Origin of the sequence: Chitinophaga pinensis DSM 2588, assembly GCF_000024005.1 — a bacterium.
Taxonomy (GTDB): domain Bacteria; phylum Bacteroidota; class Bacteroidia; order Chitinophagales; family Chitinophagaceae; genus Chitinophaga; species Chitinophaga pinensis.
This window is the reverse complement of record NC_013132.1, coordinates 7,858,907-7,873,323: the sequence shown is the minus strand read 5'-3', so window position 1 is coordinate 7,873,323 and position 14,417 is coordinate 7,858,907. Positions and strand designations below refer to the sequence as shown.

Genomic DNA, 14,417 nt, shown 5'->3' with positions numbered 1-14,417 from the left:
AATAGCTATTTTTTTGTACGGTCGACCTTCTTTATCTGATTGGCCTGATCCAGGTCTTTCAGGATATTATCCAGAATACCATTTACGAACTGACCACTCTGAGGAGTACTGTATGCCTTCGCCAGATCAATGTATTCATTGATTGTCACCTTGGTAGGTATGGTTGGGAAATACAGGAACTCACATACACCCATCTCCATTAACAGCATATCCACTGCGGCGATACGTTCAGGATCCCAGTTCTGTAATTTTGGCTTAATCAGCTCCAGGCAATATTCTTTCTTATCAAGTACGGTCAGCAGCAGTTCACGTGCATACTCCAGTTTCTCCCGGCTGATCAGCTGAAGAAAATTGAAGAGGTGCGGTTTGTGCATGTAATTGGCTACCAGGAGGTCCATCATTTCGGCGTCGTCGCTCCAGTGCAGGAAGCTATCTTCCATGTGCTGCAGGAACAGCTCATTTTTAATAAGGATCTCTTTGTATACATACTCCATGATCTCCTTTTCGGTCGCTTTGCTGCGGCCTGGCTCCTGGGTGTATTGCTGGTAAATGTCTGTGGCTGTGAGCGTGTTGTACAGTTTTCTGATCAGGTCTGGTTCCGGAAGGTGTTTGAGCTTCCATTGTTCCAGGTTCACCTGAAAACCTTTGTCATTGATGATCTGGAAAATGAACTCATTTCCCGCTATTTTGGTGTTGACCTGCAGGTCGGCTGCTGAGGGAAGGTGTTTGGAAGCGCGGGTCTGAGCGTCAATTTCTGCATATTGTGCTACCTGCGTGAGGCAGTATAACATGTATGTAAAGAGCTGACTTGTCTGGTCCAGTTTTTCGTTCAGCAAACTGGTGGCCGTGCCCGGCTTAATCGCACCCGGTTCCATCGTTTCGAGCGCATAAAGGGTCTGCATGACCTTCACCCGGATATTTCTTCTGCTAATCATCTTATAATCAAGAACTGTATGAGGGCGCAAAGCTATGGAAAATTTGACCAAATAGGTATTGGCAATTCATAATTAGGTAGCTTTTACGAGGTGGTTTATGTCTATCTGATTGATATTCATGTAATAATGATATTTTTCTGCCGGTGAGACAGGAGAAATATGACAATTTGCTGCGTTTGTGCGGCAGAAGTAAGGAAGATATGTCGGTAGTTTAGGATTTGCACATTGATTCTGTCAGGTTTTTTCTGAAAAAATGGCATTTTTGTCAGTGTAGGCAATATGCCTATCTTCGGTGACTGAAAATTTGACCAGAAAAATGCCTTGGCACAATTATCGAAGTGCCAAGAGCACAATAAACCTTCATATTACCTTTTTAAAAAGTATAATTATATGGCACAAGATTTAAGTATTAAACCCTTAGCTGACAGGGTGATCGTAAAACCCGCAGCAGCTGAAGAGAAAACAGCTGGTGGTATCATCATCCCAGATACTGCAAAAGAAAAACCACAGAGAGGTACTGTAGTTGCAGCAGGTCCTGGTAAGAAAGACGAGCCGGTAACTGTAAAGGTGGGAGATACCGTATTATATGGTAAATACTCCGGTACTGAGATCAGCATTGAAGGTGGCGACTACTTAATCATGCGTGAATCTGACATTTTAGCGATTGTTTAATCAATCACACTGAACTGACGGACAAAACCAAACACTCAACAGAAAAACACAAAGCTATTATGGCAAAACAGATATTTTTTAGTACAGACGCCCGTAACAAAATGAAGAAGGGCGTAGATACCCTGGCAGATGCAGTGAAAGTAACCCTGGGTCCTAAAGGTCGTAACGTTGTAATCGAAAAGAAATTCGGTGCTCCTTCTTTAACTAAAGATGGTGTTAGCGTTGCTAAAGAAATCGAACTGGAAGATCCAATTGAAAATATGGGTGCTCAGATGGTAAAAGAAGTTGCTTCTAAAACCGCTGACATCGCAGGTGACGGTACAACTACTGCTACCGTTCTGGCACAGTCTATCATCGGCGAAGGCCTGAAAAACGTTGCTGCCGGCGCTAACCCAATGGACCTGAAACGTGGTATCGATAAAGCTGTTAAAGTAGTTATCGAAAACCTGGCTAAACAGGCTGAAACTGTTGGTAACGACAACAAAAAAATCGAACAGGTTGCTGCGATCTCCGCTAACAACGATTTTGAGATCGGTAAACTGATCGCTGAAGCGATGAATAAAGTAACCAAAGATGGCGTTATCACCGTTGAAGAAGCGAAAGGTACTGATACTACTGTAGAAGTAGTAGAAGGTATGCAGTTCGATCGCGGTTACCTGTCTCCGTACTTCATCACCAACAGCGAAAAAATGCACGCTGAGCTGCAGAACCCTTACATCCTGATCTACGACAAAAAGATCAGCACCCTGAAGGACATCCTGCACATCCTGGAAAAAATCGTTCAGAACGGCCAGCAGCTGCTGATCATCTCTGAAGATCTGGAAGGTGAAGCACTGGCTACACTGGTTGTGAACAAACTGCGTGGTCAGCTGAAAGTTGCAGCAGTAAAAGCACCAGGTTTCGGTGACAGAAGAAAAGAAATGCTGCAGGATATCGCAACCCTGACAGGTGGCGTTGTAATCAGCGAAGAACAAGGTTACAAACTGGAGAATGCTGACCTGAGCTACCTCGGTCGCGCTGAATCCGTAACTATCGATAAAGACAACACTACTGTTGTTGGTGGTAGAGGCGAGAAAGATGCCATTCAGGCTCGTATCAACCAGATCAAAGCACAGATCGAAGTAACTACTTCTGACTATGATCGCGAAAAACTGCAGGAACGTCTTGCTAAACTGAGCGGTGGTGTGGCTGTACTGTACGTAGGTGCTGCTACCGAAGTAGAAATGAAAGAAAAGAAAGATCGCGTTGATGATGCCCTGCACGCTACCCGCGCTGCTGTTGAAGAAGGTATCGTTCCTGGTGGTGGTGTGGCTTACATCCGCGCTATCGAAAGCCTGGATACACTCAAAGGTGACAATGCTGACGAACAGACAGGTGTTGCGATCGTTAAACGCGCTATCGAAGAGCCACTGCGTCAGATCACTGCTAACGCTGGTATCGAAGGTTCTATCGTAGTACAGAAAGTAAAAGAAGGTAAAGGTGATTTCGGCTTCAACGCCCGCACTGAAGTATACGAAAACCTGCTGGCTGCTGGTGTTATCGACCCTGCTAAGGTTACGCGTATCGCACTGGAAAACGCTGCCTCTATCGCAGGTATGCTGTTGACCACTGAGTGTGTAATCGCTGACAAACCAGAACCTAAATCTGCTGCACCAGCTCCTCACGGCGGTCACGGAATGGGTATGGACTATTAATATAGTATCCAAAAATATAAGTGAAAGGGTATCTGTCATCTGGCAGATACCCTTTCCTTTTTTGTGCGCTTACTGTAACTTTAGGGTATTATCTCCGTTATAACTGTATGAACGCATATTTACGCGCCGCTTTTAGTCTTTTATTATCACTTGTCCTGATAACCGGTTGTTCAAAAGATGAACAGTCTGAAGCCTACAACGATGTCGGTGACTACGAAAGAACAATGAGAGAACAGGATATTGCTATTCAACAATATATCAGCGCCAATAATCTGAGACTGGAGCACGACTTCAGCGGAATTTATTATAAAATAGAGAATCCGGGCGATCAGCGCGCCTTTATGAACCTGAATTCTGTCCCTACACTGAGTTACGTACGCCGTAACCTGAAAGATTCTATCCTGGATGCTTCTTTTGGGAGTACTAACTTTGACGGTCGTGCCCTGAAAGATCATATCGTGGGCTGGCAGGTAGGATTACAGAAAATAGGAAAAGGAGGGAAAATATTCCTGATCATTCCTTCTCCACTAGGCTTTGGTAATATCGCTGTAGGTAATATTATACCTGCGAATACCGTTCTTGTCTGTGATATGGAACTGGTAGACTTTAAATAACTCACCCGTAATTAATTATCAATATTATAAATTCGAGCACTTCATGAAAAGATTTCGCATGAGACACCTGCTTTTTATCGGAGCAGCGATGATGATGGTTTTTTTTGCAGCCTGCAGCAAAGACAAAACTGAACCTTATGACCCGACTCCTCAGTTCAATAAGGATGTTGACTCTATCAAGGCTTACCTGAAAGCTAAAAACCTGACAGCTATACAGGATTCTATCAGTGGTATTTTCTACAATATTTCCGTACCGGGTAATGGGGTAGACAGCGTGAAATACAACACGACTAAAGTAAAGGTTTTATATACCGGTAAACTGCTGAATGATGTTGTGTTTGATGCTACCACAGGTACCACCACACGTGAGTTTATGGCAGGAAGCGTGATTGTAGGCTGGCAATTTGCACTGACAAGAATCTCCAAAGGCGGTAAGATCAGGGTATATATTCCTTCTTATTACGGATACGGTGCGCAGGCAAAAGATGGCATTCCGGCAAACTCTCCGTTGATATTTGATATCGAACTGGTAGATCTGACCAACCCGATACAATAGCAATAATTTGTACTTTACACTGAGAAGCCTGTTCTGTAATGGAGCAGGCTTTTTTAATTAGGAATTAGGAATTAGGAATTAAGAATTGCTGACTACTCATGTTGTTCAGACTAACATATTGACTAATTAACATTTACATTGTAAATGCCCTTCCTTTTATGCCAGCCCATCTCCGCCGCATTTCAATTCTTAATTCTTAATTCTTAATTCTTAATTGTCTACAGCTACCTTACAATTTTATTACACGAGTCTGGTACTGGCGTACTATGCAGTCGCGCCCTGTAATGATATTGTAATACGCCTATATATAAAGAGGCGGTATGCAAAATCCGCTTACATTTGTTCAAATTCTATGTCGTGGCACACGAATGTATATCGGTTTTTGATATTTTTAAGATAGGCGTAGGTCCTTCCAGCTCACACACGTTAGGCCCATGGCGGGCGGCCCTGCAGTTCCTGCAAGAAATTCAGGCTACAGGACGAAAACTCAATTCCATTGAACACGTCAGCGTTTTGTTATATGGCTCATTAGCCAAGACTGGTCATGGCCACGGTACGGATATCGCGGTGCAGCTAGGTCTTTGTGGTGATGACCCTGTTACATTTGATGTGAATCAGATTAACAGCAAAATGGATGATATCCGCCGAAATAAGGAAATGATGCTCGGCGGTACGCACCGTATTGCATTTGACCCCTTACAGGATATCTCTTTCCTGTTCGAAGAATCACTGCCTTTCCATCCCAATGCACTGACTTTCCTGGTCACTTTTGCAGACGGAGAGCAACAGGCTGCTACCTATTATTCTATCGGTGGCGGATTTGTCGTAAAGGAAGGGGAAGCATCCGGTAGTGGCACACAGGTAGACCTGCCCTTCCCGATAGATACCGCCCGTCAGTTACTGCAATGGTGTATCAAAACAGGGTATTCCATCTCTGAACTGGTGATGGAAAATGAACAGGCATGGAGACCGGAAGCAGCCACCAAAGCTGGTGTTATGAATATCTGGCGGGTGATGAAGGAATGTATCTACCGTGGTTCGCATACAGCAGGTGAACTGCCCGGCGGACTCCGGGTAGCCAGACGTGCAGCCGCGCTGAACAAGAAATTATTAAAAGGACGTGCTTATAACGATTACGACTCCTGGATTGCCGCGATCAGGGAGGGTGGTAACCACTTCGCTTATACGCTGGACTGGGTAAGTTGTTTCGCATTGGCGGTCAATGAGGAAAATGCCTCTTTCGGCCGCGTCGTAACTGCGCCTACCAATGGCGCCGCCGGTGTAATTCCTGCAGTATTGCAATACTTTATTGCCTTCTGCGATGGCTACCAGGACGAGAAGATCATGCAGTTTATACTCACCGCTTCCGAAATCGGCAGCATCTTCAAAAAACGTTCTACCATCTCCGCAGCCATGGGTGGTTGCCAGGCAGAGATCGGCGTATCTTCCGCCATGGCGGCAGCCGCACTCACCGAATGTCTCGGCGGTTCTCAGCGCCAGGTGCTCATGGCAGCAGAAATAGCGATGGAACATCACCTGGGACTGACCTGTGATCCTATCGGCGGACTCGTACAGGTACCCTGCATTGAAAGAAATACCATGGGGGCTATCAAGGCGATCACCGCTTCACAGCTGGCTTTGCAGAGCAACCCCGAACTGGCGAAAGTATCACTCGATGCAGTCGTGAAAACCATGTGGGATACCGCATTGGATATGAATAGTAAATACAAGGAAACTTCTGACGGCGGATTGGCCGTAAATATACCTATCAGCCTTCCGGAATGCTGATTCAATTAGGAATTAGGAATTACGAATTAGGAATTGAATAATAATTGACTGATTCGTAATTCCTGATTTTTTTTGATCAATTGATTTGTGCCGATGTCCACAAGCAGCAATAAAGTCCCCATTTATTTAAGCGATATACATGCCTGATGTTGGTGAATGAATATCCACTATATCGTTATAACATGTAGCTAAATTTCAGATACTACCTTTTCTCATTGGCAGCCTCAATTCCTAATTCCTAATTCGTAATTCCTAATTTCTAACGTATCTTGTTTGATATACCTGCAATTGATATGAAAACTATCTCCTGCCTACTTTTATTATTGTTCCCCTTTGCCTTAATGGCGCAATCATTTGGAGGTAATCCACCTTCCGTGAAATGGCATCAGATCAATACCGATACCGCTCGTGTGATATTTCCTGCCGGCCTGGAGCAGCAGGGACAACGTGTGGCTAACCTTATTCACTATATTGACAGGTATACCCGTACATCCATCGGAGACAGGAATAAAAAAGTCAGTATTGTATTACAGAACCAGACATTGGAATCCAATGGTTATGTCGCCATGGGCCCTTTCCGTTCTGAATTTTATCTCACACCGCCGCCGGCTTCCGCAGATCTCGGATCATTGAAATGGGAAGACCAGCTGGCGATTCATGAATACCGTCACGTATTACAATACCGTAATTTCAATCAGGGACTGACCCGGGTTGCTTATTATGTGATGGGAGAGCTGGGAATGGCAGGTTTTGCCAGTACTGCCGTGCCCAATTGGTTCTGGGAAGGAGATGCTGTGACCATGGAAACAGCGCTGAGTTTGCAGGGCAGGGGCCGTTTGCCTGCTTTCTTCGACGGCTTCAGGGCTTTATCCCTGGAACATCGCGATTACAGTTACATGAAGATCAGGAATGGTTCTTACGTGGACTTTACGCCGAACCATTACCCTTTAGGATATTTGATGAGTATGTATGGCCGTGAACATTATGGCCGTACTTTCTGGAAAGACGTTACTACTGACGCGGTACGTTACCGGGGGCTTTTTTATCCTTTATCCCGTAGTCTGAAGAAACGTACAGGCACCAATTCCGCCGGTTTCTATCATGCCATGCTGAAAGAGTATCAGCCATTGTGGAATAACTATGCAAAGGAACAGCGTAAACCTGGGAAAGCTTTACTGGAAGTACCTCATACCGTTACCAACTATAAATACATTTATCCGGTGAAGCCGGGAGAATGGCTGATCTACAAAGACTCCTATCAGCAGCTGGCTGGTTTTTACCTGTTGGATAGCAGTGGGCATCAAAAGCTGGTGACCCGTCCGGGTATGAACTTCGACGACTATTTCAGTTATCGCAATGGTCGTCTGGTATGGACGGAAGCCCGTTTCCATCCCCGCTGGTCCTGGAAGGATTATTCCGTCGTAAAGACATATGATATGTCTACCGGAAAGACGGCGACCCTCACACATACAACACGGTATTTCTCTCCTGATATTTCTGCAGATGGTAAACGTATTGTGGTCGTATCCACACTGACATCACAACGATACGGTTTGCAGATACTGGATGCACGGACAGGTGCATTGATCGATTCTTTACCGAACCCTGATAACTGGTATTATACTTATCCGAAGTTCTCTGCGGATGAACAATGGGTGATCAGCAATGTGCGTAATAACCAGGGAGAGATGGCGATGTTACGTCAGTCAGTGAAGACGGGAGAACGGGAACTGCTGACACCTTTCTCCTTTACGGTATTGGGTATTCCATCGGTTGGCCAGGATACGGTATATTATACCGCTGCTTACAAAGACGTAGATAACGTATACGCACTGACGTTATCTGATAAAAAGATCTGGCAGGTAACCGCGCATTCCAATGGCGTGTTACATGCAGCGGTTGATAACAGTTCCCAGCAGGTCATCTACAGCGCATTCGGTACAAAAGGATATGCGCTGTATGCAGCACCGCTGGCGCCGAAAGAATGGCAGCCGATAGATACAGGACGTAATTATCATAGTGCCTGGTTACGGCCGGATTTTCAGGAAGGTGGCAGCATATTGGAGAAAGCGCCGCATGAGGAGTATACCGTAACGAAATATGAGAAAAGCAGCCGTCTGTTTAACTTTCATAGCTGGCTGCCTACTTTTGATGATCCTGATTATAGCGTGACTTTATACGGAGATAATATCCTGAATACGGCTACGACAGCTATCGGATATACCTACAACCGTAATGAGGGGAGTTCCGGTTTTACCGGCGATTTCATTTATGGCGCATTGTTCCCGTATTTGCAGGCAGGAGCGAAGTATACCTTCAACCGTTCCGATCTCTTTACCGGTAAGGGACGTTTATACTGGAAGGAAATGGATGTACACGGCGGTTTTACGATTCCGCTGAACCTGTCTTCCGGTTTGTATAGTCGTAGTCTGTCAGTGTCGTCCATGTATCACTACCTGGAGCGCATCCCGCAGGGGGCTTTCCGTTTTACGCATCCGAGTGTGCAGTATATTGGCAATACCCTGGTGTTTAATAACCAGCGGCTCAGGGCCAGGCAGCATATTTATTCTCATTTCGGACAATACATCGCTTTACAGTATAACCGCTCGCTCACCAATGTATTTGCGGAGCAGTTGTTCGCCAGACTGGACCTGTATCTGCCGGGTATCCTGCCGAGTCATAGTCTTGTGTTACAGGGTGCATGGCAGCAGCGGGATACTTCCCGTAATTACTCTTTCACAGACAACTTTGCCTATTCCAGGGGATACAATGAGCCATTCTATGAGCATGTGTATAAGCTGGGAGCGAATTATCATTTCCCGATCGTTTATCCGGACTGGGGATTTGCACAGATCCTCTATTTCATGCGTATCAGGGCGAATGTTTTCTATGACTACAGCAGGGCCTATAATTTTATCAGGAAGATAAATACGGAGTATAAATCTACGGGTGGAGAGCTGTTCTTCGACACAAAAGTGGGCAATGAAGTGCCTTTCACCTTTGGTTTGCGGTATAGTCACCTGTTTGACAAGGATCCTATTGATAACGCAACACAAAGGTTCTCATTCATTCTGCCATTGCAGCAGCTGTTCAGCTATTAACGAACGTTGAAACGAAGTTTAGGCGCTCTGTACAGTTTATCGCCGGTATAGTTGATGATGATGTTATCGAAGTAAAATACTTCATTTCTCTCAAGCATCTCTTTGATGCGCTCTACCCAGAAGGCAGGGAGTCTGTCGCCTTTGAAGTCGTCTCCGACAAATTCGGAATAGAAGCCGGGTTTACCGGTTGTATCGTTCAGATAGGGTTCCTTTCTTTCGTAGGTGAACTGGAAGGATACCACAGGATATTTGTTATTCTTTTCGTCCCTTACTACGAGCGGAGAATCAAGCAGTTTGATAATTTCCGGGCGTGGAAGCGTATCTGGCAGGAAAATGCCCCAGGTGCTACGGAAGCGGGTGGTAGTAGTGGCTGTTTTACCAGTAGCAGCGGTTGCAGGTTTCTTAACAGCAGGTTTCTTTGGCTTTGCAGTCTGCGCCAATACTGGCATACTGGCCATGAATAAAAGGATTCCCGAAATCAAATAACATTTACGCATAGTATAAACAGGGATATAAGCAATCGCCCGGAGTAGTTAACGTCCGGGCGATATTGAAAATTATAGTGATTTCAAACTTTCCGTAATGGCGGCAATTTTTGCCTCAGCGTCTTTCTTCTTATTTCGTTCTATCTCTACCGCTTCCGGTTTTGCATTCTGAACAAACTTTTCGTTGCTCAGTTTTTTCTCAACTGATACCAGGAAGCCTTGCAGATAAGCCAGGTCTTTCTCCAGCTCTTCTTTCTGGGCGGTGGTATTTACAACGGTTTCCGTACCCAGGTAGAATTTGTCTTTCTGCACTACCAATGTGATACAGCCAGCTACCGGTTCTTTGGTGTAGTTGATTGCTTTCGCGTTTACCTGTTTGGAGAGCATACCTTCGATCTGTTTGAAGGCGGCTTCCTGCAGGGTATCGATATGCAGTACAATTTCTTCTTTTGGCTTGATCTGATGTTTGTTACGTGAGTCACGGATGCTGGTGATCACTTCTTTAGCCAGTTCGCCTTCTGCAAGCATATTGGCATCAATCGTACCAGGAGCGCTATACTGTCTGATGATCAGGTCATCGCCAGCTGCACGTTCTTTCAGTAACTGATAAACTTCTTCTGTCACAAATGGCATGAATGGGTGCAGTAACTGCATCAGTTCTTCGAAGAAGTAAACGGTTTTCGCATAGATACCTGCATCGCAAGGTTGTTCGAAACCAGGTTTTACCCATTCCAGGTACCAGCTACAGAAATCATCCCAGATCAGGCTACGTACTGTTTTCAGGGCTTCATTCAGCTTAAAGTCCGCAAACTCTTCCGCCAGCTGTACTTTTACTTCATTGAGTCTGCTTTCGAACCATCTTACTGCGAAATGGTCAACCGCGGCATTGGCATCGCCGGCAGTATTCGCTTCCCACATTTTCACCAGTTTCAGGGCGTTCCAGATCTTGTTGCTGAATTTACTACCCAGTTCCAGTGCTGCGTCATCAAACAGCAGGTCATTACCTGCAGGAGAAGAAATCATGATGCCATAACGAACGGCATCAGCACCGTATTTATCAATGAGTTCCAGCAGATCGGGGGAGTTACCCAGCTGTTTACTCATTTTACGACCTTGTTTATCTCTTACCATACCAGTGAAGTATACATCACTGAATGGCTTTTCGTTTCTGTATTCCTGACCTGCCATGATCATACGGGCTACCCAGAAGAAGATGATATCCTGTCCGGTTACCAGTACGTTGGTGGGGTAGTAGTAATTGATTTCTTCATTGTCTGGCTGGGAGATACCATTGAATACTTCCATTGGCCATAACCAGGAAGAGAACCAGGTATCCAGACAGTCTTCGTCCTGACGAAGGTCAGCGGCTGTGTAGGTAGCGCCTTTCGCTTTGAACTGGGCGATGGCGGTATCTACGTTCTGCGCTACTTCGAATGTGCCATCAGGTGCATAGAAAGCGGGGATCTGCTGTCCCCACCAGAGTTGGCGGGAGATACACCAGTCTTTTACGTTCTCCATCCAGTATTTGTAGGTAGCGAGGAAACGGTCGCCCGGGTGGATCTTTACGTTTCCGTCTACTACTGCGTCCAGGGCAGGTTTAGCCAGTTCTGCCATCTTCACGAACCACTGGGTACTGATACGCGGTTCTACCACAGTATCAGGATTGCGCTCACTGTAGCCGAGACGGGTGGTGTATTCCTGTTCTTTAACGAGGATGCCTTGTTCGTCGAGTGCAGCGATCACCTTTTTACGGGCTTTGAAGCGGTCTTCACCGATGAATACGCCGGCAGCAGGGCTGAGGGTACCATCATCGTTCAGGGTATCAACTACTTCCAGGTTGTGTTTCAGACCCAGGTTATAGTCATTGATATCGTGAGCAGGCGTCACTTTCAGGGCGCCGGTACCGAATTCTTTATCTACGTAAGTATCGAAGATGATAGGTACTCTGCGGTTAACCAGTGGTACGATGGCAAAGTGACCTGCCAGGTGTTTATAGCGGTCATCATCAGGGTTTACGCAGATAGCGGTATCGCCCATGATGGTTTCAGGACGTTGCGTAGCGATGGTGATGCTTTCGCCGGTAAGATTATTTTCAGAATCGGTGATAGCGTATTGAACGTGGTACAGTTTACCGTTGATGTCTTTGTACTGTACTTCCTCGTCACTCAGGGCTGTTTTTGCTTTCGGGTCCCAGTTGATCATACGGGCGCCGCGATAGATCAGTCCTTTACCATACAGATCAACGAATACTTTGATAACTGCCTGATAGTAATGGTCGTCCATGGTAAAGGTTACCCTGTCCCAGTCGCAGGAGCATCCCAGTTTTTTGATCTGGTTATAAATGATGCCACCATATTTATCTTTCCACTCAAATGCATATTTGAGGAACTCTTCACGGGTAAGCTGTGATTTCTCAATCCCTTTTTCGGTTTTGAGCATGTTCACCACTTTTGCCTCTGTTGCGATGGACGCATGGTCAGAACCAGGGACCCAGCAGGTATTGTATCCGCTCATACGTGCACGGCGCACCAGGATATCCTGGACGGTCTCGTTCAGGGTATGTCCCATGTGCAGCACACCGGTGACGTTAGGAGGAGGGATCACAATGGTAAAGGGGGGACGGTTGTCCGGTTTACTACGGAAATAACCTTTGTCCATCCAGTGCTGGTACCATTTGCCTTCAGCAGCAGCAGGCGTAAAATTTTTAGAAAGTTCCATGCTTGCGATATATCATTTATATAAGTGTGCAAAAATAAGAGAATAACCGATTAGAATCATCTTCGTTTTAGGGAGGAGAGTCCCCTTTCTTCACTTTTCAGAGTAAAACGACCGCTTACAAAAAAAATGCGGCCGGGTATACAATCCCGGTTGTGTCTGCCGGCGGGGCAGGCTAGTTTTGATCAGCTTTCAGCAACTATTGCCGACAGATAACCCCGTAATGTATTATTATTAACCGAATCACCTTTGCCAGCCTATCTCCGAAAGATGGTAGCTTCTTATGCAGTACTGAAATTAAATTTAAAATCATTGCCGTATCCGGACGATTGCTCACTGAGGCGCATAGCAAAGGGATTGATCTCCGTGATTACCGGCAGGTAACAGCGTGGCTGAATTAAGAACAAGGAGAAGGAGCTGTTCGCCGTAAAGCGGACAGCCCTTTTATTAAATTAGGAATTAGGAATTAAGAATTAAGAATTATGCGGATAGCGTACTATTTGCTGGAAATAATGCCAGTTTTTGGAATTGGCTATTCCATGTGCGCAATGACGGCACATGTTTTTTCCACCATTTCCGGTGTAATATCCAGGTGAAGGACCATACGGATCTGTGTATCGGAAATTGGTGTGACAAGGATGCCTTCCTGTTTCATATAGTCGGTGAATAGTTTAGGCGTCCAGTCGTCCTGTACATCAAAGATGAGAATATTAGTTTCTACCGGCAGCATATGTCCGACGAAGGTTTTCTGCAACAGGTACTTAGCGATCTGCTTGGCGTTCAGATGGTCTTCTGCCAATCTGGCAATGTGATGTTCCATGGCATAAAGTCCGGTTGCTGCCATATAGCCAGCCTGTCGTAATCCACCGCCTAATTTTTTTCTCACCCTGCGGGCAGATTTGATAAATGCAGTGCTCCCCAGCAGGACGGAGCCCATCGGGCAGCCCATGCCTTTGTTGAGGCAGACGGAAATGGTATCGAACAGTTCCCCGAATGTCTTCGGATTTTCCCCGGTTGCTACGAGCGCGTTGAACAGTCTTGCGCCGTCCAGGTGTAGTTTCAGGTGATTATCGCGGCATACATTTTTGATCCTGGTGATCTCTTCTACATCATAGCAACAGCCGCCTCCGCGATTGGAGGTGTTTTCCAGGCAAACCAGGCTGGTAGTGGCTTTGTGCACATCGTCAGGATTGATGGCAGCAGCTACCTGTGCAGCGGTGATCATACCACGGTCGCCTTCGAGCGCCCGCACCTGTGCGCCGGCATTAAAAGCGATACCTCCGCCTTCATATATATATACATGGGCTACATCACTGCAAATCACCTCATCACCCGGCTGGGTATGTACTTTGATTGCAATCTGGTTGCTCATCGTGCCGGAAGGGCAGTACATGGCAGCTTCTTTGCCAAAATATGCTGCCATCATGGCTTCAAGCTCGTTTATGCTAGGGTCTTCGCCAAATACATCATCACCGGTGGCTGCTTCAGTCATCGCTTTAAGCATTCCGGGAGTTGGCTTTGTGAAAGTATCGCTCCTGAAATCAATAATCATCATTGAAGAATTTGCAATGTATCGAATAATAAATTAGTGAAGTTAATAATCTGAAGTTGATTATTTTTCAATTGTTAAAATTTAACTAAAGCCGTAAAAATACCTAATAAAGGGTTATTAAATATCGTTTATATAGAGTACTTTGTTATAGCAAATTGATGGCTTGAAAAGTATTTGGAGGTGTGGGATATTAGCACGATCTTTGCAGGCTAATTTGTTAAAACGATAATGTTAGAGGAGTGGAATAGGTTGTAAGATAATTATTTAAAATATCTCAACAAAAAAATTCTTTTGATGTTATTCAA

General features: G+C 45.5%; 10 protein-coding genes. 6 read left to right on the top strand and 4 right to left on the bottom strand.

From position 1 onward, the window contains the following. Positions 1 to 5: 5 nt before the first annotated feature. Complete coding sequence (gene nusB, locus CPIN_RS30895) at positions 6 to 935, bottom strand: transcription antitermination factor NusB (protein ID WP_012793818.1); 930 nt, start codon at positions 933 to 935, stop codon at positions 6 to 8. A gap of 390 nt (positions 936 to 1,325) precedes the next feature. On the opposite strand from nusB, the gene CPIN_RS30890 reads away from it, so the two are divergent. From CPIN_RS30890 to CPIN_RS30865, 6 genes are all read left to right on the top strand, one after another. After that, a complete protein-coding gene (locus CPIN_RS30890) occupies positions 1,326 to 1,607 on the top strand; it encodes a co-chaperone GroES (RefSeq protein WP_012793817.1) in 282 nt (93 codons plus the stop codon). Between the two features lie 59 nt (positions 1,608 to 1,666). Continuing rightward, the gene (gene groL, locus CPIN_RS30885) at positions 1,667 to 3,301 is read left to right on the top strand and encodes a chaperonin GroEL (protein WP_012793816.1); all 1,635 of its coding nucleotides are present in this window, start codon (positions 1,667 to 1,669) and stop codon (positions 3,299 to 3,301) included. Between the two features lie 107 nt (positions 3,302 to 3,408). After that, on the top strand, positions 3,409 to 3,915 hold the full coding sequence (locus tag CPIN_RS37225) for an FKBP-type peptidyl-prolyl cis-trans isomerase (protein ID WP_012793815.1): 507 nt from the start codon (positions 3,409 to 3,411) through the stop codon (positions 3,913 to 3,915). Between the two features lie 58 nt (positions 3,916 to 3,973). Then, on the top strand, positions 3,974 to 4,471 hold the full coding sequence (locus tag CPIN_RS30875) for an FKBP-type peptidyl-prolyl cis-trans isomerase (RefSeq protein WP_052306911.1): 498 nt from the start codon (positions 3,974 to 3,976) through the stop codon (positions 4,469 to 4,471). A gap of 339 nt (positions 4,472 to 4,810) precedes the next feature. Then, positions 4,811 to 6,259, top strand: coding sequence for an L-serine ammonia-lyase (locus CPIN_RS30870; RefSeq protein WP_012793813.1), 1,449 nt, complete (start codon positions 4,811 to 4,813; stop codon positions 6,257 to 6,259). 293 nt (positions 6,260 to 6,552) lie between these two features. Continuing rightward, positions 6,553 to 9,360 (top strand): hypothetical protein, encoded by a 2,808-nt coding sequence (locus tag CPIN_RS30865; protein ID WP_148230677.1) that lies wholly within the window; start codon positions 6,553 to 6,555, stop codon positions 9,358 to 9,360. Here the strand turns inward: CPIN_RS30865 and CPIN_RS30860 are convergent. From CPIN_RS30860 to CPIN_RS30850, 3 genes are all read right to left on the bottom strand, one after another. Then, a complete protein-coding gene (locus CPIN_RS30860; RefSeq protein ID WP_012793811.1) occupies positions 9,357 to 9,818 on the bottom strand; it encodes a hypothetical protein in 462 nt (153 codons plus the stop codon). The two genes, CPIN_RS30865 and CPIN_RS30860, sit on opposite strands and share 4 nt — an antisense overlap. 99 nt (positions 9,819 to 9,917) lie before the next feature. After that, the gene (locus CPIN_RS30855) at positions 9,918 to 12,563 is read right to left on the bottom strand and encodes a valine--tRNA ligase (protein ID WP_012793810.1); all 2,646 of its coding nucleotides are present in this window, start codon (positions 12,561 to 12,563) and stop codon (positions 9,918 to 9,920) included. 529 nt (positions 12,564 to 13,092) lie between these two features. Beyond that, a complete protein-coding gene (locus CPIN_RS30850; protein WP_012793809.1) occupies positions 13,093 to 14,115 on the bottom strand; it encodes a threonine aldolase family protein in 1,023 nt (340 codons plus the stop codon). Positions 14,116 to 14,417 lie beyond the last annotated feature (302 nt).

Bases quoted from the DNA above. Each gene is read 5' to 3' on its own strand.
- CPIN_RS30875 (WP_052306911.1), top strand. From the start codon at position 3,974: ATGAGACACCTGCTTTTTATCGGAGCAGCGATGATGATGGTTTTTTTT.
- CPIN_RS37225 (WP_012793815.1), top strand. From the start codon at position 3,409: ATGAACGCATATTTACGCGCCGCTTTTAGTCTTTTATTATCACTTGTC.
- CPIN_RS30860 (WP_012793811.1), bottom strand. From the start codon at position 9,818: ATGGCCAGTATGCCAGTATTGGCGCAGACTGCAAAGCCAAAGAAACCT.
- groL (WP_012793816.1), top strand. From the start codon at position 1,667: ATGGCAAAACAGATATTTTTTAGTACAGACGCCCGTAACAAAATGAAG.
- CPIN_RS30850 (WP_012793809.1), bottom strand. From the start codon at position 14,115: ATGATGATTATTGATTTCAGGAGCGATACTTTCACAAAGCCAACTCCC.
- CPIN_RS30855 (WP_012793810.1), bottom strand. From the start codon at position 12,563: ATGGAACTTTCTAAAAATTTTACGCCTGCTGCTGCTGAAGGCAAATGG.
- nusB (WP_012793818.1), bottom strand. From the start codon at position 935: ATGATTAGCAGAAGAAATATCCGGGTGAAGGTCATGCAGACCCTTTAT.
- CPIN_RS30865 (WP_148230677.1), top strand. From the start codon at position 6,553: ATGAAAACTATCTCCTGCCTACTTTTATTATTGTTCCCCTTTGCCTTA.
- CPIN_RS30890 (WP_012793817.1), top strand. From the start codon at position 1,326: ATGGCACAAGATTTAAGTATTAAACCCTTAGCTGACAGGGTGATCGTA.